Annotated in this window: 24 protein-coding genes; 11 read left to right on the top strand and 13 right to left on the bottom strand. The window is 60.3% G+C overall.

Going from position 1 to position 18,488, the window contains the following annotated elements:
* Positions 1-34: 34 nt before the first annotated feature.
* Positions 35-694: a ribosome biogenesis GTP-binding protein YihA/YsxC gene (yihA, locus tag EDF70_RS18525; protein ID WP_132276562.1), complete on the top strand. Its 660-nt coding sequence runs from the start codon at positions 35-37 to the stop codon at positions 692-694.
* Positions 695-838: 144 nt separating this feature from the next.
* On the opposite strand, the gene EDF70_RS18520 is transcribed toward yihA, so the two are convergent.
* The 3 genes from EDF70_RS18520 to EDF70_RS18510 form a co-directional block, all read right to left on the bottom strand.
* Positions 839-1,393: a fasciclin domain-containing protein gene (locus EDF70_RS18520; RefSeq protein WP_132276560.1), complete on the bottom strand. Its 555-nt coding sequence runs from the start codon at positions 1,391-1,393 to the stop codon at positions 839-841.
* A 190-nt stretch (positions 1,394-1,583) separates the two neighbouring features.
* Positions 1,584-2,297: an anti-sigma factor gene (locus EDF70_RS18515; RefSeq protein WP_132276558.1), complete on the bottom strand. Its 714-nt coding sequence runs from the start codon at positions 2,295-2,297 to the stop codon at positions 1,584-1,586.
* Complete coding sequence (locus tag EDF70_RS18510) at positions 2,294-2,836, bottom strand: sigma-70 family RNA polymerase sigma factor (protein ID WP_132276556.1); 543 nt, start codon at positions 2,834-2,836, stop codon at positions 2,294-2,296. The genes EDF70_RS18515 and EDF70_RS18510 overlap by 4 nt, the downstream gene beginning before the upstream one ends.
* A 149-nt stretch (positions 2,837-2,985) precedes the next feature.
* Here EDF70_RS18510 and argB point away from each other — a divergent pair, with 149 nt between their 5' ends.
* Positions 2,986-3,873, top strand: coding sequence for an acetylglutamate kinase (gene argB, locus EDF70_RS18505; RefSeq protein ID WP_132276554.1), 888 nt, complete (start codon positions 2,986-2,988; stop codon positions 3,871-3,873).
* Positions 3,874-3,888: 15 nt separating this feature from the next.
* Here the strand turns inward: argB and EDF70_RS18500 are convergent, their stop codons facing one another.
* Complete coding sequence (locus EDF70_RS18500) at positions 3,889-4,428, bottom strand: methylated-DNA--[protein]-cysteine S-methyltransferase (RefSeq protein WP_132276552.1); 540 nt, start codon at positions 4,426-4,428, stop codon at positions 3,889-3,891.
* Positions 4,429-4,490: 62 nt separating this feature from the next.
* Between EDF70_RS18500 and EDF70_RS18495 the strand changes: the two genes are divergently transcribed.
* Both EDF70_RS18495 and EDF70_RS18490 read left to right on the top strand, forming a co-directional pair.
* Positions 4,491-5,198 (top strand): pyrimidine 5'-nucleotidase, encoded by a 708-nt coding sequence (locus EDF70_RS18495; RefSeq protein ID WP_132276550.1) that lies wholly within the window; start codon positions 4,491-4,493, stop codon positions 5,196-5,198.
* 122 nt (positions 5,199-5,320) lie between these two features.
* Positions 5,321-5,929, top strand: coding sequence for a hypothetical protein (locus tag EDF70_RS18490; protein WP_132276548.1), 609 nt, complete (start codon positions 5,321-5,323; stop codon positions 5,927-5,929).
* 75 nt (positions 5,930-6,004) lie between these two features.
* Here EDF70_RS18490 and EDF70_RS18485 read toward each other — a convergent pair whose 3' ends face one another.
* Together EDF70_RS18485 and EDF70_RS18480 are read right to left on the bottom strand one after the other, a co-directional pair.
* A complete protein-coding gene (locus tag EDF70_RS18485) occupies positions 6,005-6,313 on the bottom strand; it encodes a hypothetical protein (protein WP_132276546.1) in 309 nt (102 codons plus the stop codon).
* A gap of 58 nt (positions 6,314-6,371) precedes the next feature.
* Positions 6,372-7,232: an LOG family protein gene (locus EDF70_RS18480; protein ID WP_132276544.1), complete on the bottom strand. Its 861-nt coding sequence runs from the start codon at positions 7,230-7,232 to the stop codon at positions 6,372-6,374.
* A gap of 127 nt (positions 7,233-7,359) precedes the next feature.
* Between EDF70_RS18480 and dapD the strand changes: the two genes are divergently transcribed.
* The 3 genes from dapD to EDF70_RS18465 are packed head-to-tail and all read left to right on the top strand — an operon-like array spanning position 7,360 to position 10,019.
* Entirely contained in the window at positions 7,360-8,220 is an 861-nt protein-coding gene (gene dapD / locus EDF70_RS18475) for a 2,3,4,5-tetrahydropyridine-2,6-dicarboxylate N-succinyltransferase (RefSeq protein WP_132276542.1), read from the top strand.
* Positions 8,221-8,245: 25 nt separating this feature from the next.
* Positions 8,246-9,442: a succinyl-diaminopimelate desuccinylase gene (dapE, locus tag EDF70_RS18470; RefSeq protein ID WP_132276847.1), complete on the top strand. Its 1,197-nt coding sequence runs from the start codon at positions 8,246-8,248 to the stop codon at positions 9,440-9,442.
* Positions 9,426-10,019 (top strand): hypothetical protein, encoded by a 594-nt coding sequence (locus EDF70_RS18465; RefSeq protein ID WP_132276540.1) that lies wholly within the window; start codon positions 9,426-9,428, stop codon positions 10,017-10,019. Before dapE ends, EDF70_RS18465 begins: the two co-directional genes overlap by 17 nt.
* A gap of 18 nt (positions 10,020-10,037) precedes the next feature.
* On the opposite strand, the gene truA is transcribed toward EDF70_RS18465, so the two are convergent.
* From truA to def, 5 genes are all read right to left on the bottom strand, one after another.
* Positions 10,038-10,793 (bottom strand): tRNA pseudouridine(38-40) synthase TruA, encoded by a 756-nt coding sequence (gene truA / locus EDF70_RS18460; protein WP_132276538.1) that lies wholly within the window; start codon positions 10,791-10,793, stop codon positions 10,038-10,040.
* Positions 10,793-11,749 carry a methionyl-tRNA formyltransferase gene (gene fmt, locus EDF70_RS18455; protein ID WP_132276536.1) on the bottom strand — a complete coding sequence of 319 codons (957 nt, stop codon included), beginning with the start codon at positions 11,747-11,749 and terminating at the stop codon, positions 10,793-10,795. The genes truA and fmt overlap by 1 nt, the downstream gene beginning before the upstream one ends.
* A 20-nt stretch (positions 11,750-11,769) precedes the next feature.
* The gene (locus EDF70_RS18450; RefSeq protein ID WP_132276534.1) at positions 11,770-12,189 is read right to left on the bottom strand and encodes a PIN domain-containing protein; all 420 of its coding nucleotides are present in this window, start codon (positions 12,187-12,189) and stop codon (positions 11,770-11,772) included.
* On the bottom strand, positions 12,186-12,476 hold the full coding sequence (locus tag EDF70_RS18445; RefSeq protein ID WP_132276532.1) for a plasmid stabilization protein: 291 nt from the start codon (positions 12,474-12,476) through the stop codon (positions 12,186-12,188). The genes EDF70_RS18450 and EDF70_RS18445 overlap by 4 nt, the downstream gene beginning before the upstream one ends.
* A gap of 62 nt (positions 12,477-12,538) precedes the next feature.
* A complete protein-coding gene (gene def, locus EDF70_RS18440; protein ID WP_245519230.1) occupies positions 12,539-13,054 on the bottom strand; it encodes a peptide deformylase in 516 nt (171 codons plus the stop codon).
* A 162-nt stretch (positions 13,055-13,216) separates the two neighbouring features.
* Here def and rmuC point away from each other — a divergent pair, with 162 nt between their 5' ends.
* The 4 genes from rmuC (at position 13,217) to EDF70_RS18420 (ending at position 16,255) form a co-directional block, all read left to right on the top strand.
* Positions 13,217-14,437, top strand: coding sequence for a DNA recombination protein RmuC (rmuC, locus tag EDF70_RS18435; protein ID WP_132276528.1), 1,221 nt, complete (start codon positions 13,217-13,219; stop codon positions 14,435-14,437).
* Positions 14,438-14,495: 58 nt separating this feature from the next.
* Positions 14,496-15,395, top strand: coding sequence for a ribokinase (locus tag EDF70_RS18430; protein ID WP_132276526.1), 900 nt, complete (start codon positions 14,496-14,498; stop codon positions 15,393-15,395).
* Between the two features lie 129 nt (positions 15,396-15,524).
* Positions 15,525-15,953, top strand: a complete 429-nt coding sequence (locus EDF70_RS18425) for an Hsp20 family protein (RefSeq protein WP_132276524.1) — start codon at positions 15,525-15,527, stop codon at positions 15,951-15,953.
* A 44-nt stretch (positions 15,954-15,997) separates the two neighbouring features.
* The gene (locus tag EDF70_RS18420; RefSeq protein ID WP_132276522.1) at positions 15,998-16,255 is read left to right on the top strand and encodes a DUF1150 family protein; all 258 of its coding nucleotides are present in this window, start codon (positions 15,998-16,000) and stop codon (positions 16,253-16,255) included.
* 67 nt (positions 16,256-16,322) lie between these two features.
* Here the strand turns inward: EDF70_RS18420 and trmB are convergent, their stop codons facing one another.
* Positions 16,323-17,024 carry a tRNA (guanosine(46)-N7)-methyltransferase TrmB gene (gene trmB / locus EDF70_RS18415; protein WP_132276520.1) on the bottom strand — a complete coding sequence of 234 codons (702 nt, stop codon included), beginning with the start codon at positions 17,022-17,024 and terminating at the stop codon, positions 16,323-16,325.
* Between the two features lie 85 nt (positions 17,025-17,109).
* Positions 17,110-18,354: a methionine adenosyltransferase gene (gene metK, locus EDF70_RS18410; RefSeq protein ID WP_132276518.1), complete on the bottom strand. Its 1,245-nt coding sequence runs from the start codon at positions 18,352-18,354 to the stop codon at positions 17,110-17,112.
* Positions 18,355-18,488 lie beyond the last annotated feature (134 nt).

Genomic DNA, 18,488 nt, shown 5'->3' with positions numbered 1-18,488 from the left:
GAGCCTTCGGATCAAAGACAGGACACCAACACCAATGCCCACTGACGGAAACATGGACGCCAAGCCACTGTTCGGCCGCCCCTGGATCTTCATCCGTGGCGTGCCTTCGATGGATTTCCTGCCGCCGGAAGGCCCGCTGGAAGTGGCCTTTGCCGGCCGCTCCAATGTCGGCAAGTCGTCGCTGATCAATGCGCTGGTGGCCAAGAAGGGACTGGCGCGCACATCGAACACGCCAGGCCGCACGCAGGAACTCAACTATTTCGTTCCCGATGGTTTTTCCGGCCAGGCGGGCGACCTGCCGCCGATGGCGATCGTCGACATGCCCGGTTACGGTTATGCGCAGGCGCCGAAGGAACTGGTCGACAACTGGACCAAGCTGGTCTTCGATTATCTGCGTGGCCGGTCCACGCTGAAGCGCGTCTACGTGCTGATCGACAGCCGTCACGGCATCAAGAAGAACGACGATGAAGTGCTGGACCTGCTCGACAAGGCGGCTGTGTCCTATCAGGTCGTGCTGACCAAGACCGACAAGATCAAGGCGCCCGGCGTCGCTAAACTGCTCGCGGAAACGACGGAAAAAATTCGCAAGCGGCCGGCGGCCTTCCCGGAAGTGCTGGCGACCTCATCGGAAAAGGCGGGGGGCATCGACGATCTTCGTCGTGCCATCGGTGTTGCCGTCGGGAAGCCGGCCTGACGGATTGCTGTGGGGACGGCAGGGGGACACCGCCAGGCCGGCTGAACGGCCGGCTTCGGGGCGGAAGCGGCCGTCATAGAGTGATGGCCCGGCCATCTGAGCTCACATCGAACTCATCTTCGGCCGGACCATGCGCATCCGAACTTACATTTTCGGCAGAAGCACCGCATCGATGACGTGAATGACGCCGTTCGACTGCTTGACGTCGGCGATCGTCACATTTGCGACATTGCCGTTTTCATCGGTCAGGGTGATCTTGCCCATCGTTTCCTTGGCCTTCAGCACGCAGCCGCCGACCGTCTTGACGTCATGAGTGCCCTTGTCGTCCTTGATCATCTTTTCGATGGCCGTGGACATGGCATTGGCGGCAACCACATGGCAGGTCAGAACCTTGGTCAGCTGTGCCTTGTTTTCCGGCTTCAGCAGCGTATCGACCGTGCCCTTCGGCAGCTTGGCGAAGGCTTCGTTGGTGGGCGCAAATACCGTGAACGGTCCCTTGCCTGAAAGGGTATCGACAAGACCGGCCGCCTTCACGGCTGCCACCAATGTGGTGTGATCCTTCGAGTTCACGGCGTTTTCAACGATGTTCTTGTTGTCGTACATGGCGGCACCGCCGACCATCGGGTTCTTGGCCTGCGCCACGCCAGCAGCAGCCACCACGCCGACGATCGCCAGCGCGCGAATAACGGATTTCAACATTTCAGGAGTCCTCTTCCACAATTGTTCCGGCGGTCTCGGCGGGCTGCCGGAGCGCTGGTTCCTCATCCTCGGAACATAAGAAGAGACGGATGTGGACGGAAAAGAGTTTCAACCCGAGCGATAGATAAAAGAAAAAATCCGGCGATTGCGCGCCGGATTTTTCGAAGTTCATTCATGCGAGAAGTTGGCCTTATGGCGCGCGGGTCTGGCCCGCCGCAATGACCGGGCCGGTTGCCGTGCCGGTCGGCGAACCACCATATGGTTCGAGACTGACGGCAAGCGTGACGCCGGCAGCGATGCGGCTGCGCATGGCATCCGGTATCTCGATCTCGCCCTCGCCGCTTTGCGGCAAAACGCCGAGCGACACAGCCGGATCGTTGCCGGAGATCATCCACAGTTCGAGCGATTTCTGGTCGCTTGGTCCGGCCGCGACCGGTGTTACCGACAGGCGACCGCTATCGGCCCGATAGCTGGCGACGAGGCTGATGGCATTACCCTCGCCCGACATCTGCGCCACCAGCGGCTGGCCGGGTGCGGGCTTTCCGAACGGCTGGTTTTGCCAGATGACCGTGCCGGCGAGCAGTATGATCGAAAGCGCCGTCAGCGAACGCCACAAGGTCACCGAACTCCAGACACCGGCAAAACCTGACTTTGCAGACGCCGGGAAAAGCCGTGCCTCGATCCGAGGATAGACACCGGCGCGCGGCGTGGTCAGCTCATATTCGTCGTTGAAGCTCGACAGGTTTTCCGACCAGCGCCCGACCATGGCGGCAAAGGCCATGTCACGCGCCATGCGGGCCTCGACATTGCGGCGCTCTTCGAGCGACAGCACGCCGAGCACATATTCCCCGGCAATCACCTGGTCGCGGGCTCTATCACCTTCGCTCTGGTCCGGTGTGGTCATCTGTCCAAGCACTCTCTCAGCTTCAATAGGCTCCGCCGCAGCCAGGTGCGCATCGTGTTGAGCGGCACGGCGTGGCGGTCTGCCAGTTCCTGATAACTCAAACCCTCCACATAGGCGCTTCGAACGGCGCCTGCGCGGTCAGATTCCAACTCTTCCATGCACGTGTCAATGCGCTTGCCCTCGCCTTTCAGCACGGCAGCCTGTTCAGGATCGGCACCGCTATCGGCGATGTCCCATCCCTCTTCATCGATATTGCTGGCCACCGGTCGGCGCGCCCGCAACAGGTCGATCGAGTGGTTACGGGCAATCGCCATCAGCCAGCCAAGCGGGTTTATGCCACTTGCAGCAAAACGGTCTGCACGGTGCCAGATCTTGACGAAGATTTCCTGGAGGGCATCTTCGGCATCGGTCCTGTCCTTGAGAATACGAAGGCAGACGGAGAAAAGTTTCGGCGAGGTTGCACTATAAAGCGCCGAAAACGCGGCCCTGTCGCCAAGGCTTACGCGCGAAATCATCCCCGCGAGGTCTTCACCCGCCATGCTTGCATCCCCTTTATGTCCCTATCCCGCAAAGGTTGGCCAATGAGCCGCGATGTCAATATGGCAGATTGCTAAATCTGCGCAGGAATTGTTTTCACCGTCAAAAACATGCGTTAAAAGGCCCGCACTCGAGATGTAGGGATATTTCCATGACGGCTTCCGAAAGCGAACTCCAGGCCCAGTTGCTTGCACAGGCTTTGCCCTACATGCAGCGATATGAAAACAAGACGATCGTCGTGAAATACGGCGGTCATGCCATGGGCGACACCGCGCTGGGCAAGGCCTTTGCGGCCGACATCGCCTTACTGAAACAGTCGGGCGTCAACCCGATCGTCGTTCATGGCGGTGGCCCGCAGATCGGCGCCATGCTGACCAAGATGGGCATCGAATCGAAGTTCGAAGGCGGACTTCGTGTCACGGACCAGAAGACGGTCGAGATCGTCGAAATGGTTCTCGCCGGTTCGATCAACAAGGAAATCGTCGCGCTGATCAACCAGACCGGCGAATGGGCGATCGGCCTGTGCGGCAAGGACGGCAACATGGTGTTTGCCGAAAAGGCCAAAAAGACCGTGATCGATCCCGACAGCAATATCGAGCGCGTGCTTGATCTCGGTTTTGTCGGCGAAGTGGTGGAAGTCGACCGCACCCTGCTCGATCTTCTGGCAAAATCGGAAATGATCCCGGTCATCGCGCCGGTTGCTCCGGGCCGTGACGGCGCCACCTACAATATCAACGCCGATACGTTTGCCGGCGCCATTGCCGGTGCGCTGCATGCCACCCGCCTGCTCTTCCTCACCGACGTGCCGGGCGTGCTGGACCGCGACAAGAACCTGATCAAGGAACTGACCGTTGCGCAGGCGCAGGCCTTGATCAAGGACGGCACGATTTCCGGCGGCATGATCCCCAAGGTCGAGACCTGCATCGATGCGATCCGGTCAGGCGTTCAGGGTGTCGTCATCCTCAACGGCAAGACCGCCCATTCCGTGCTGCTCGAGATCTTCACCGAACACGGTGCGGGCACGCTGATCGTTCCCTGATCAGCCCGGACACGGTCAGGAGAGGGCGAACAAGCCCACCGGCCGCATATCGCCTTCGTGGCGCAGGAGCCATTTCTTGCGCCACAGACCACCGCCGAACCCGGTCAGCGAACCATCCGAACCGATGCAGCGGTGGCAGGGAATGACGATCGGGATGCGGTTGGCATTGTTGGCCTGAGCCACCGCCCGAAACGCCGTCGGTTCGCCGATCGCACGCGCCAGATCGCCGTAGGAACAGGTTTCCCCGAGCGGTACATCCAGCAGAGCCCGCCAGACACGACGTTCGAACTCCGTGCCCTCGTAATGAAGCGGGACGCGAAACTCGAATTGTTTGCCCGCCAGATAAGCTGCGAACTCATCGGAAAACTGTTCGAGCGCATCGCTGCCGCCCGGAATGACATTGGTCTTCAGCTTGCGCTCAAGCTGCGACACCGCGTTGTCCCTTGTCTTCTCGTCATGAAACTCGACGGCAACAAGATGCGTCTCGCTGGTGACGGCGAGAATCGGGCCGATCGGTGTTTCGAACCATTTCGCAGACAGGCCGATCCCTTCCATTCCTCTCTCCCTCCCGCCTTTTCGCACTGGCCTTTATTTCAGCGGCAGTGCATAACCCCGGCATGCCTCACCTGAAGACTTTGCCCGACCCCGCCGATTTCGCCCATGTCACCGAATGGGTGTTCGATCTCGACAATACGCTCTATCCGCATCACATCAATCTGTTCGCGCAGATCGATACCAACATGACCGCCTTCGTGGCGGAACTGCTGCAGATGGAGCCGGCGGAAGCAAAACTGCTTCAGAAGAAATATTACCACGAGCATGGCACGACGCTGAAAGGCCTGATGCTCAATCACGCAATCGATCCCGCCGCCTTTCTGGAACGCGCGCATGCGATCGATTATTCGCTGCTGCAGCCGCAGCCGGATCTCGGCGAGGCAATCAAGGCGCTGCCTGGCCGAAAATTCATCCTGACCAACGGCACCGTGCCGCATGCGGAGGCGGCCGCCGGCGCTATGGGCATTCTCGACCAGTTCGACGACATTTTTGACATCGTCGCGGCCGACTACCTGCCCAAACCGGCCAGCGCTACCTATGACAAGTTCGCTATCCTGCACCGTGTCGACACGAAGAACGCGGCCATGTTCGAGGACCTGCCCCGCAACCTGATCGCCCCGAAGGCGATGGGCATGCGCACCGTTCTTCTGGCACCGGAAGTGACGGCAGACATCGTTATCGAACGCTGGGAAAAGATCAGCGACGAGGATGTGCATATCGATTACCTGACGCAGGACCTTACCGGCTTCCTGCAGGCACTTCGGGCGTAACAGGGCCGGTGGGTTTGCGCCTACCTTACCGAAAGTTCATCCACCTTACAGATGTTTAAGTGGTGCCGCGCGGCACCGCCCCTTACCTTGAGGCTGTAAGAAGCAATAGGGAAGGAAACATCATGAACGCCAAGAAGATCGCACTTGCTGCCCTTGGAGCCGCCTTCGTGTTCGGCGCCACCGCCCCCGCAAGCTTTGCGGCTCCCGGCGATCGCGGCCCGAAGGGCCATGGTCCGCGCCACGAGATGGGCGGCCCGATGATGAAGGACCGCGCTTTCATCTACCTCCTGAAGAACGCCGATACCGACAAGGACGGCAAGGTGACGAAGGCCGAACTGACCGCCTTCGAGGAAAAGAAGTTTGCCGAAATCGACGCAGACAAGGACGGCTCACTGACGCCGGGCGAATTCCGCGCCTATCGCAAGGCCGCCATGGAAGCCTTCCGCAAGGAAAACCCGCGCCCTGAGCGTGAGGAAGCCAAGAAGGACGGCGACAAGAAGCCGGAAGAACGCGCCGAAGGCAAGGACGGCAAGCGCCACCACGCAAACGGCCCCGGCCGCCACGGCAAGGGCGGCGGTGGAATGGGCTTCATCCGCTTCGCCGACACCGACGAAAACGGTCAGGTGAGCAAGGCAGAAGCAACGGCTGCAACGGAAAAATTCTTCGCCTTCATGGACACCAACAAGGATGGTGCCATCAGCATCGACGACCTGCCGAACCGCCCCCTCTAATTTCCGGCAGAGCGTTGCAGAACCCGCCCCTTTCCCCCGAGGGGCGGGTTCTATATTTTCGAGATTGCGCCCTGATCAGCTTGGCCGGCTTTCCAGATCGGCGACCCTGTCGACCACCCCATCCAGCTTGTCCTCGATGCGACCGAGCGTGCCTTCGAGCTTCGATTGAAGATGCGCCAATGCACCAGTCAGTTCCATCTTGACCATGACCTCCAGATCGTCCTTGAGCTCAACTTCTCTCCGCTCCAGCCGGCGGGAAAAATCATAGGTCTGAAGTGTCAGCGTGCGGATGTCCGCAACATCCTTGCGTAACGCACGAACCTCTTCATTCGTGCGCTGCAGAAGTTTGGCGATGAAATTCAGATCGATGACGTCCTGGCTCATGGGATAAACCTCTCGGTTTATCCTAGTTGCATTTTTCGAGCGCCGCAATCGATCCGGTTTACAGCTCGTAAAAGTCCGAAACGACCTTCCACGCCTCATCAGCCGTCTCAACAAAGTTGATCAGTGCAAGATCTTCCGGCGCGATCGTGCCGAAATCGGCGAGTGCATCGAAATCGATGATGCCGCGCCAGAAGGATTCGGAAAACAGGATGAAGGGGATCGGCTCCATCCGTTTGGTCTGGATCAGCGTCAGCGCCTCGAACATCTCGTCCAGCGTGCCGAAACCGCCGGGAAACACCACGACCGCCTTTGCCCGCGTCAGGAAATGCATCTTGCGGATGGCGAAATAGTGGAAGTTGAAGCTGAGCTCGGGCGTCACAAACCGGTTCGGGGCCTGTTCGTGCGGCAACACGATATTGAGGCCGATGGTCGGCGCGCCGACTTCGGATGCACCACGGTTGCCAGCCTCCATCACGCCCGGACCACCGCCCGTGACCACGACATATTCCTTGAAATCGTCAAGCCGCGACTGTTCGGCGCAGAGGCCGGCAAACTTGCGGGCTTCCTCGTAATAGACGGAGGCAGCCGTGAGGTTCTTGCGCTGGACCTCGTTGCGCGCCGCCCATGGTTCGACACCCGGAGCAGGAATACGCGCGCCACCGAATAGTACCACGGTCGAGTTGATGCCCATTTCCTTGAGCGACAGTTCGACCTTCAGAAGCTCCAGTTGCAGGCGAACCGGGCGCAGTTCCTCGCTGCACAAAAAGTCCTCGTCGGCATAGGCAAGGCGATAGGAGGGCGACATCGTCTGCGGAGTTTTGGGAACGGCCTGCGCCTTGCGCTTGTCGGTGCCGCTGTCCTTCAGAGGATCCCATGAACCGTCCGCACGCCGGGCGGCTTCGTTTTCAGTCTTTGTCATTCCATTCCCTCAGTACCAAATCGCATTGACGCCTGATCGGTGGTCGCTTAGACCAAAGCCCATGTTTTTGCCAGACGGCAAGGCCATCTCCATCTTCACGATATCGCGTGACGTTTAAGGATTCCCCATGAGCAGCTTCGACTTCGCCGCCCTCGAAAAGACAATCGAGACCGCCTTCGACAACCGCGACAGCGTCAACGTTTCGACCAAAGGTGAAGTGCGCGATGCGGTCGAGACCTCGCTGAACCTGCTCGACAGCGGCCAGGCCCGCGTCGCGGTTCGTGGCGAAGACGGCAACTGGACCGTCAACCAGTGGCTCAAGAAGGCCGTTCTCCTCTCCTTCCGTCTCAACGACATGGAAGTTGTCAAGAACGGTCCGGGCAACTCGACTTGGTGGGACAAGGTCCCGTCCAAGTTCGAAGGCTGGGGCGAAAGCGAATTCCGCTCGGCCGGTTTCCGCGCCGTGCCGAACGCCGTCGTGCGCCGCTCGGCCTATGTCGCCAAGAACGTCGTGCTGATGCCGTCTTTCGTGAACCTCGGCGCATATGTCGATGAAGGCACGATGGTCGACACCTGGGCCACCGTCGGCTCCTGCGCGCAGATCGGCAAGAATGTGCACCTGTCCGGCGGCGTCGGCATTGGCGGCGTTCTGGAGCCTATGCAGGCCGGCCCGACCATCATCGAGGACAATTGCTTCATCGGCGCACGCTCGGAAGTCGTCGAAGGCTGCATCATCCGCGAAGGTTCGGTTCTCGGTATGGGTGTCTACATCGGCAAGTCGACAAAAATCGTCAACCGCGCCACCGGCGAAGTCACCTTCGGCGAAGTACCGCCTTATTCGGTCGTCGTTGCCGGCTCGATGCCGTCGGGCAATGCCACCATGCCGAATGGTCTTGCCGCGCCGCACCTCTATTGCGCCGTGATCGTCAAGACCGTCGATGAAAAGACGCGCTCCAAGACCGGCATCAACGAACTGCTGCGTGACTGATCCCAATCATCCCAAGGTCTATCCGATGTCCGTTGTTGATCCGGTCGCAAACCTGCAGGCGCTTATCCGTTGCCCTTCCGTCACCCCGGCGGAAGGCGGCGCATTGACCGCACTGGAAACCATGCTCAAGCCGCTCGGTTTTACCGTCGAGCGCATGGTGGCAAGCGAACAGGGCATGCCGGACATCGAAAACCTCTATGCCCGTATCGGCACTGAGGGCCCGCACCTGATGTTTGCCGGACACACCGATGTCGTGCCGCCCGGTGACGAGGCTTCGTGGAGCCATCCGCCCTTTGCCGCCGAGATCGCCGATGGCGAGTTGTTTGGTCGCGGCGCGGTGGACATGAAGGGCGGGATTGCCTGCTTTATCGCCGCCGTAGCCCGCCATATCGAACAGCATGGTGCGCCAGAAGGCTCGATCTCTTTCCTGATCACCGGCGACGAGGAAGGCCCGGCCGTCAATGGCACGGACAAGCTGCTGAAATGGGCAGCCGAAAAAGGCGAGCGCTGGGATGCATGCCTTGTCGGCGAGCCGACCAACCCGGACGTGCTCGGCGACATGATCAAGATTGGCCGTCGCGGTTCCGTTTCTGGCAAGGTCGTCGCCTACGGGGTGCAGGGCCATGCCGCCTACCCGCATCTGGCAGATAATGCGGTGCGTGGCGCATTGGCATTGGCATCGTCCCTGATGGACCCGCCATTCGATGCCGGCACACCGGAATTCCCTGCTTCCAATCTCGAAGTGACGACGATCGATGTCGGCAATCCGGCAACCAACGTGGTGCCGGCCAAAGCGACATTCGCCTTCAACATCCGCTTCAACGACACATGGACGGCCGATACGGTGAAGGTGGAAATCCTGCGCCGTCTGGATGCTGCGGCGGCGACAAACCCGCTGCGCCCCGGCCGTGATGCGACCCGCTACGAGATCACCTGGGCTGAACGCCCCAGCCATGTCTTTCTCACCCGCAACGATGCGCTGATCGGATCGGTCGCCGCCTCGGTCAAGGAGATCACCGGCAAAGAACCGAAGCTGTCTACGACCGGCGGCACGTCCGATGCCCGTTTCATCAAGGATTATTGCCCGGTGGTGGAATTCGGCCTTGTCGGCCAGACCATGCATATGGTGGACGAGCGTGTGGCTGTGGCCGATCTCGAAACACTGACCCGCATATATGGCGACTTCATCACCCGGTGGTTTGCCGATGCCGTCATTCGCTGAAATTCAACTTTACATCTCCGGCCTGTGGCTGCTGATCAAGGGCGACGCACAAGGGTTTCGCCGACTTGACTTGACCGACCGCGGCATGAACCGCTCGTTCTGGGCGATCGCCTGGTGCCTGCCGCCGATGCTGATCTCCTGGAACTGGGCGCGCCTTGCGGTGCTGGAAGACAGTCCGCCGGGCACAAGACTGGGCCTGGCATTCTTCGCCAAACTGGGGCTGATCGACGGCATGAACTGGATCGTGCCGCTGGTGCTGGTCGCCGTGCTCTGCATGGTGCTTGGCTTGCGCGGGCGTTTTCCGGCCATCGTGGTGATTTCGAACTGGCTGTCGGTGCCGTTTTCCTACGGCTATGCGCTGCTGATCGTCATCGCGTTCCTGCTGCCGGGAAGCGAAGGTTTTGTTGCGCTTTTATGGCTGGCGCTGCTGCTGGGCCTGGTGTTTTCGCTGTCGCGCATCCTGCGAATGATCTTGGGGCCTCAGCCGCTGATCGTCGCCACCACGGCGATGACGCTGATCATTCCGTCGCTGCTGCTGTCTGATGCGCTGCAGACGTTTCTGGGCGTCTCGCCCTGATAGACATTCCTCCCGGCGTCAGAGATCGCCGGGATAGTCCACCTTCATGAAATAAAGCCCTTCCGGCGGCGCCACCGGTCCGCATTCCTTGCGGTCACGGGCTTCCAGTGCCTTGCGCACATCATCCGGTGTCACCTTGCCTTCACCCGCAATCTTCAGCGTACCGGCAAAGGAGCGGATCTGGTTGTGCAGAAAGCTCTGGGCGCTGGCGCGGATCTCGATCAGATCGCCGACGCGCGTCACATCCAGCCGATCGAGCGTGCGCACCGGGCTTTTGGCCTGGCAATGCGTGGAGCGGAAGGTGGTAAAGTCATGATGGCCGACCAGAGTCTGCGCGGCGGCATGCATGGCCTCGTGGTCGAGTTCTTTTGCCACCCACCATGCCCGGTTCTTCTCCAGCGCCAGCGGCGCCGGGCGATTGAGAATGCGATAGAGATAATGCCGCTTCAGAGCCGAAAATCGTGCATCGAACGTGTCATCGACCGCCATGACCTCGACGATCGAAACGCCTTCATTCGCCATCATCAGATGGGCGTTGACGGCATTGCGCAGCTTGTGGGGCAGCCATTGCCGCGACAGATCCGCATGAATGACCTGACCACGCGCATGCACGCCGGAATCGGTGCGGCCGGCGCCACGTATCGATACCGTCTCCCCGGTCAGCTTGAGAATGGCTTTCTCGATGGCCGACTGAACGGAGTGCCCGTTATCCTGACGCTGCCAACCGACATAGGCGGTGCCGTCATATTCGACGACCATGCGAAAGCGCGGCATCAGGCGACCTCGGAGGGCACGGGCAAAATGGTGCCGGCGACGATCGGCGTGCCACGCAGGAAATCGGCGGCATCGAGCGGCTTGCCGCCGGCCTTCTGCAGGCGTGTCAGCCGCACGGCACCCTCGCCGCAGCCCACGAGCAACGCAGTATCGGCCAGAACTTCCCCGGCCTTGCCCTGAGCTTCACCACATTCGGACCCCAGAACCTTGATGCGTTCCGGCTTGCCGTTGATCTCCAGTTCGAACCACGCGCCCGGAAACGGCGACAGGCCGCGGATGTGGTTATGCACATCACGCGCCGGTCTGGCAAAATCGATGCGCGTCTCGCCCTTGTCGATCTTGGCGGCATAAAGCACGCCCTCTTCCGGCTGGGTCGTCAGCGGCAGGTCGTCTGCCTCCAGCTTTTCCATGGCCTCGACCATGGCGCGGGCGCCGACCAGCATCAGCTTGTCGTGCAGCTCACCGGCCGTCATCGCCGCGCCGATCTCGACTTCTTTCGTCAGCGCCATCGGGCCGGTATCGAGGCCCTTTTCCATCTTCATGACAATCATGCCGGTTTTCTGGTCGCCGGCCATGATGGCACGCTGGATCGGGGCGGCACCGCGCCAGCGCGGCAGAAGTGAGGCGTGGCCGTTATAGCAGCCGAGCTTTGTACCTTCGAGAATGGCGACCGGCAGCAGCAAGCCGTAAGCCACCACAACGGCGACATCAGCCTCGAACGCGCGAAACGTCTCGCGGTCTTCCTCGGCCTTGAAATTCAGCGGCGTCAGAACCGGAATGCCGAGCAGTTCGGCGGCCTGATGCACCGGCGATTTGGTCAAATCCAGTCCACGCCGTCCTGCCGGCCGCGGTGGCTGGCTGTAGACCGCGACGATCTCATGGCCCGCGTCCTTCAACGCCCGAAGCGTCGGCACGGAAAAATCCGGAGTCCCCATGAAGATGATGCGAAGCGACATGCTGTTCTGCCCGTTTTTGTTCAGTGGTCTTCAAACGGGTTTACCAGAAGAAGATCAAGCCCCTCGAGATCTTTTCGATTGCGGGTGGCAAGCGTCGCGCCATGGGAAAGACAGGTGGCGGCAATCATGGCGTCCTGCACGCCGAGAGGACGACCAATGTTTTCGCGGCGGGCGCGGAGTTGGCCGGCCAGTATTGCACTCTCGTGTGTGAGTGGCAGAATTTTTCCGCCGAACCTTTTCAGCGTCTCGGAGAGCTTGGTTTCATGCCGAGAGGAACCGGTGCGTCGCAAGAACCTTTCAGCACCATAAGCCTGCTCCATCACCACGATATCACAGAGATAGATATCCGAATGCAGATTGGCGCCGTACCAACGCGCGACCGACCGGTGAAGGTTGGCATGGGTGAGTTCGGAAATGATGTTCGTATCGAGAACGATCACTCGAAATCCTCGAACGGACGACCGAAGTCGCGTTTGCGCTCCGCCTCGATCTCCTCCATGATCTCGATATATATGGCTTCTTCTTCTGCGTTATCCGCCTTCATGATGGAACGCAAAGCTTCGAGCGCCGACATCCCATCAAGGTCAGGCGCCTGCGGAACCTCTCCCACTTCCTGCCGCAGGATGGCCTTCACTTCATCGGACACGCTGTGGCCTGCCCTGTCGGCTCGGGCCACAAGGCTTTCTTTCAATTCCTCGGAAACATCGCGCACCAGCAGATCACCCATGGCCACCTCCTGTGATATCGGCAATATCATAGGTGCGGCGCGACGTTTTTTCAACGCAGCCGTCAGACCACCTTCGCCTTGGCAGCCTTGGTGAACCGCTTGATCACCATCTCGCGTTTCAGGCGCGAAATATGGTCGATGAAGAGGATGCCGTTGAGGTGGTCGAGCTCGTGCTGGAAGCAGGTGGCCAGCAGGCCGTCGGCCTCCAGCATATGTTCCTTGCCGTCACGACCGATGTGTTTCACCGTCACCGTCGCCGGGCGTTCGACCTCGGCATAATATTCCGGGATCGACAGGCAGCCTTCTTCGTAAACCGAGCGCTCGTCGGAGGACTTAACGATCTCCGGGTTGATAAACACCATCGGCTGTGCGGGATCGCCTTCCTTGGCGACATCGATCACCAGCAGGCGGCGCGCTACGCCGATCTGGATGGCGGCAAGGCCGATGCCGGGCGCGTCATACATCGTTTCCAGCATGTCGTCGGCGAGCTTCAATACCTCGTCGTCGACACGTTCGATGGGGGCGGAAACCGTGCGCAGCACTGGATCGGGCAGAATAATAAGCGGCTTGATCGTCATGCCCTCCCCATATCTCATCTTTTTCGGCGGGAAAACAAAAATTGCAAAGCCGGTTCATGCGACTATCGGCCAACGAACAATCTTCATTGCCATCGCGCGCATCATCGCATTTTGTTCCTGTTTTGATCTTTCGCACAACAGGAAATCTGCTAGGCTTGCGCCATGGAAACCCAACAAACCCTTCTGGCCGTGCTGACCGGCAACCCAATGCTTGCGGCCCTTGCCGGCGTCGTTGCCCTGCTGCTGATCTTCGCGTTGCTGATGGCATTGTCCGGCAGACGCGCTGCTGCCGATGCGCAGGAAGAGGCGGCGCGCCGCGCCACGGAGGCGGATGCGCGGCTTGCCGAACTGCTGCGGGCGCAGGCGGAAATGCAGGGGCGCATGGCGGCGATGGGCGAAGCGCTGAGCACGCGCCAGTCGGAACTCAACCGCGCCGTCAGCCAGCGACTGGACGGCATGAGCCACAGGCTCGGTACCACCATCACCGAACAGACCAAATCCACCCATGACAGTCTGCGGGCGCTGCAGGAGCGGCTTGCGGTCATCGATGCAGCGCAGAACAATATCCAGACGCTGGCGAAGGACGTGGTTGGCCTGCAGGCTATTCTCTCTAACAAGCAGACACGCGGCGCCTTCGGTCAGGGGCGGATGGAAACGATCGTTGCCGACGCGCTACCGCTCGGCGCCTACGGTTTTCAGACCATGCTGTCCAACGGCACGCGGCCGGATTGCACGATTGCCATGCCAAACGGCGCGCCGCCGCTGGTGATCGACGCAAAATTCCCACTGGAAGCCTGGAATATTTTTCGCGAAGCCACGGATGCGGATATTCGCCGCAATGCCGGCCAGCAGTTTCGCCGCGACCTGGAAGTCCACATCAAGGATATTTCCGAAAAATACCTGATCCATGGCGAGACGCAGGAGACCGCTTTCCTGTTCGTGCCATCGGAATCGATCTTTGCAGAGATCCACGAGCATTTCGAAGGCGTGGTGCAGAAGGCACAGCGCGCCCGCATCGTCATCGTCTCCCCTTCCCTGCTGATGCTTTCCATTCAGGTGATACAGGCTGTGCTGAAGGATCAGCGCATGCGCGAGCAGGCGCATCTGATCCAGGGCGAAGTGGCGCTTTTGATGGACGATCTCGGCAGGCTGGACGACCGCACGCGCAAACTGCAGAGCCATTTCATGGCAGCGCAGAAGGATGTCGAACAGATCCTGACCTCATCAGACAAGCTGAACCGTCGCGGCGCGAAAATCGGCGCGCTGGAGCTTGAGGCTCCCGCGCCTCACAGCCCAGGCATCGAGGCCCATCCCCCCACAGTTTCGCACGGCGTCGAAAGCCGCACCGGCCTGCTGAAACTGCGGGTGGTTGACGAGGACTGATACAGTCGGGCAGTGTCGCCCGCAAAATATCTGCTTCGAACGCACGCACAGGCTTTTCATGATCACTGTCCTCGGCTCCATCAACATGGACCTCATCGCCACCACGCCCCGCCTGCCGGAGCCCGGCGAAACCGTTGCCGGCACCGGCTTCTCGACGGCTGCCGGCGGCAAGGGCGCCAATCAGGCGCTGGCGGCCAGAAGGGCAGGCAGCAGCGTACACATGGCAGGCTCTGTGGGCGAGGACGAGTTTGCCGGGCCCGCGCTGGAATTGCTGGATGAAGCCGGCGTCGATCTTTCGGCAGTGGCCCGCAGCAGCGAGCCGACAGGCACTGCGCAGATCCTGGTGGGCGGCGATGGCGAGAACATGATCGTCGTCGTGCCGGGTGCCAATGGCACGATCGATGACGATCAGGCTCACATTGCCGTCGGCACGATGCGGGCCGGCAGCCTGCTCATGCTGCAGCTGGAAATTCCGGCGGCGAGCGTCGAACGCGCCCTTCTGTCTGCCCGCGCCCAGCATATCGTCAGCATTCTCAACACTGCGCCGCTGACACCGGAGGCTGCAGAGCTGGCAACGCTTGCCGATATAGTCGTTGCCAACGAGACGGAATTTTCACTGCTGATCGGCAGGACCATCACACGCGCTGACGAACGTGAAGCGGCGATGCTGGAATGGCACTCCATACGCGGCCAGGCGCTGGTCGTCACGCTTGGTGGTGATGGCGTGATCGCTGTCCGCAACGGCATGGTGCACAAGGCCAAGGGGCTTGATATTGTGCCCGTGGATACGGTCGGTGCCGGCGACACGTTCTGCGGTTATCTCGTGTCCGGGCTTGAGCAGGGGCTTGATTTCCCCGACGCGCTGCGCCGCGCCGCCATTGCCGGCTCGCTTGCCTGCCTGAAGGCCGGCGCACAACCGTCGATACCGACGGCGCAAGAGGTTGCCGCGCATCTTTGATGCGCTTTCCCCTTGCTGCGGGCGCTTTCGGTGCTTGCAGCAAGGCTGCAGATTTCCCATATGAATGTCGGAGCCGCATGCCACTTTCGGGTGCGGACATGGTCGCTTGAATTCAAGGACTGACACGACATGAGCCGAAGCACGACCTTCGCAAGCCCGCTGTTTCTGGGTTTTGACGCGATGGAAAAGACCCTTGAGCGCCTGGCAAAGGCGAATGACGGCTATCCGCCCTACAATATCGAGCGCATTGCCGCGAGCACCACAGGATGTGATGAGCGCTTGCGCATCACCATCGCGGTTGCGGGGTTTTCAGAAGAGGAACTCGACGTCACTGTCGAGGAAAACCAGCTTGTGATCCGCGGCCGCCAGATCGACATGCCGGAACGCGATTACCTCTATCGCGGCATTGCTGCGCGGCAGTTCCAGCGTGTGTTCGTGCTGGCTGACGGCATGCAGGTGGGCGGCGCCGGATTGCGCAACGGGCTTCTGTCGGTGGATCTCATTCGCCCGGAACCGGAGCGTATGGTGCGAAAAATTAATATTTCCGTCTCAGAGTAGGTCAACGGCGACGATGCCGGAATGCCCTCAAGACGGAGGCTGGAATGCTGCTTAAAGAAGCCACTGCGCGCCTGACGCAGAATGAACTTGTGGATCTCGGCGCCGGTGAAGTCGGCTATATCCGCAGGATGCGCTCAGAAGAAGTTTCGCGCTGCTTTCCGGAAGCTCCAGACATCGATCCGACCCTTGACCTCTGGGCCCTGTTCGGCGCCGACGGCACGCCGATTCTCTTGACCGACAACCGTTCCAGCACCTTTTTCAAGGCAGCGGAAGACGAGTTGCGCACCGTCAGCCTTCACTGAGAAAAAAACGGCGCGGTGCCTTGGGCAACCGCGCCTTTATCGTCTCCACAGAACTGCGTTCAGCGCGTCAGACGCGGCGGAACGTCAGATAGGCCGAGGAACGGCCTTCGCGCTTGGCCTTGGCCTCGTAGCGCGTGCCCGGCCAGCCGGCGAAGGGTGTCAGCCAGTCCGCAGGCTCTTCAGCCGTCCAGGCAAAGCCACCATGGTCGTGGCAATGGGTCAGCGTCCAGTTCACATAGGTATCGATGTCGGAGGCGAAGCAGAACAGCCCGCCCGGCTTCAGCACGCGGTGAAAACGCGTCAGGTTTACCTGCGACACGAAGCGGCGTTTCCAGTGTTTCTTCTTCGGCCACGGATCGGGATAGAGAAGATCGATCCGATCGACGCAGGCCTCCGGCATCCAGTCCAGCAATTGCGTGGCGTCATCGGCGTAAACGCGGATATTGTTCAGATCCAGCTCGCCGGCGCGGCCCAGAAGCTTTGCCATGGAATTGACGAAGGGTTCGACGCCGATGAAGCCGGTGGTCGGCTCTTCCTGCGCCCGGTGCACCAGATGCTCGCCACCGCCGAAACCGATTTCCAGCCGGATACGCTCCGGCGTGAAGGGAAACAGTTCGCCCAGATCCTTCGGCGCTTCGGTGTTCAGATCTACGGCGAGAGCCGGCAGAACCGTATCCATCGTTTCCGCCTGGCGTTCGCGCAGGGGTTTTCCCTTGCGTCTACCGAAAAAGGCTTCGGTGGCGCGTGTCGGATGCGATGGTTCGGTCATGGTCGGTCTTTCGAAATCAAAAAGCGGACGTCTCGGTTAGGAGACATCCGCTTTACAGTTTTATTCACTGGTCCGTAAAGACCGATCAAGCTGCCTTGATGGCATCCTTGAGCGGCTTTACCAGATCGGTCTTCTCCCAGGAGAACGAACCGTCGCGGCCGTTCTTGCGGCCGAAGTGACCGTAGGACGCAGTCTTGGCATAGATCGGCTTGTTGAGATCCAGGTGACGACGGATGCCGCCCGGCGAAAGGTCCATGGTCTTGCGGATAGCCGCTTCGATCTGATCTTCGGTGACGTCGTTGCCGGTCTCGTGCAAATCGACATAGACCGAAAGCGGCTGAGCGATACCGATCGCGTAGGAAAGCTGGATCGTGCAACGTTCTGCAAGACCGGCAGCCACGACGTTCTTGGCAAGGTAACGGGCGGCATAGGCGGCAGAGCGGTCGACCTTGGTCGTGTCCTTGCCGGAGAACGCACCGCCGCCATGCGGAGCAGCACCACCATAGGTGTCGACGATGATTTTGCGGCCGGTCAGGCCTGCGTCACCATCTGGACCGCCGATGACGAACTTGCCGGTCGGGTTGATGTACCACTTGCAATCGGCGTCGATCGGCAGGTCGCCGATGGCTTCGCGGATATAGGGCTCGACAACTTGGCGAACCTTTTTCGAATCCCAGCTCTCATCGAGATGCTGAGTGGACAGAACGATCGAGGCAACACCAGCAGGCTTGCCGTTTTCGTAACGCACGGTCACCTGGCTCTTGGCATCAGGACCAAGCTTGCCGGCATCGCCCTCGCCTTTTTTACGGGCCGTTGCGAGCAGCTGAAGGATCTTGTGCGAATAGTAGATCGGCGCTGGCATGAGGTCCGGCGTTTCCTTGCAGGCATAACCGAACATGATGCCCTGGTCGCCGGCACCTTCATCACCCTGCTGATCGGCGGCGCTATCGACACCCTGCGCGATGTCCGCAGACTGCGAATGCAGCAGCACGTCGATCTTGGCCGTTTTCCAGTGGAAACCGTCCTGCTCGTAACCGATATCGCGGATTGCCTTGCGGGCGGCCGACTTGAACTTCGCCGGATTGATGACGTCGTTGCCGTTCTTGTCCTTCTTCATCAGGCTCGGCGGCAGACGAACTTCACCGGCAATCACGACACGATTGGTGGTGGCCAGTGTTTCGCAGGCGATGCGCACCGTCCAGGGATTGACCCCGGTCTTCACGGCTTCGCGGTAGACCAGATCGACGATCTCATCGGAGATACGATCGCAAACCTTGTCGGGATGACCCTCAGCAACGGATTCGCTGGTGAAGAGGTAGTTGGCACGCATGTTGGGATTCCCCTCAAGAACAACTCGGCGAATGTGTAATGTCTTCGCCTCCGGAAAACAATAACACAACGACATAAATATATCTTTATGCGGTGATTTCGCTTTGATACGGCATGCATGCGACACCAGATCGC

It is taken from the genome of Neorhizobium sp. JUb45 (assembly GCF_004343585.1).
Classification (GTDB): domain Bacteria; phylum Pseudomonadota; class Alphaproteobacteria; order Rhizobiales; family Rhizobiaceae; genus Neorhizobium.
The sequence above is the reverse complement of the archived record's forward strand: the minus strand, read 5'-3'. Positions and strand labels throughout refer to the sequence as shown.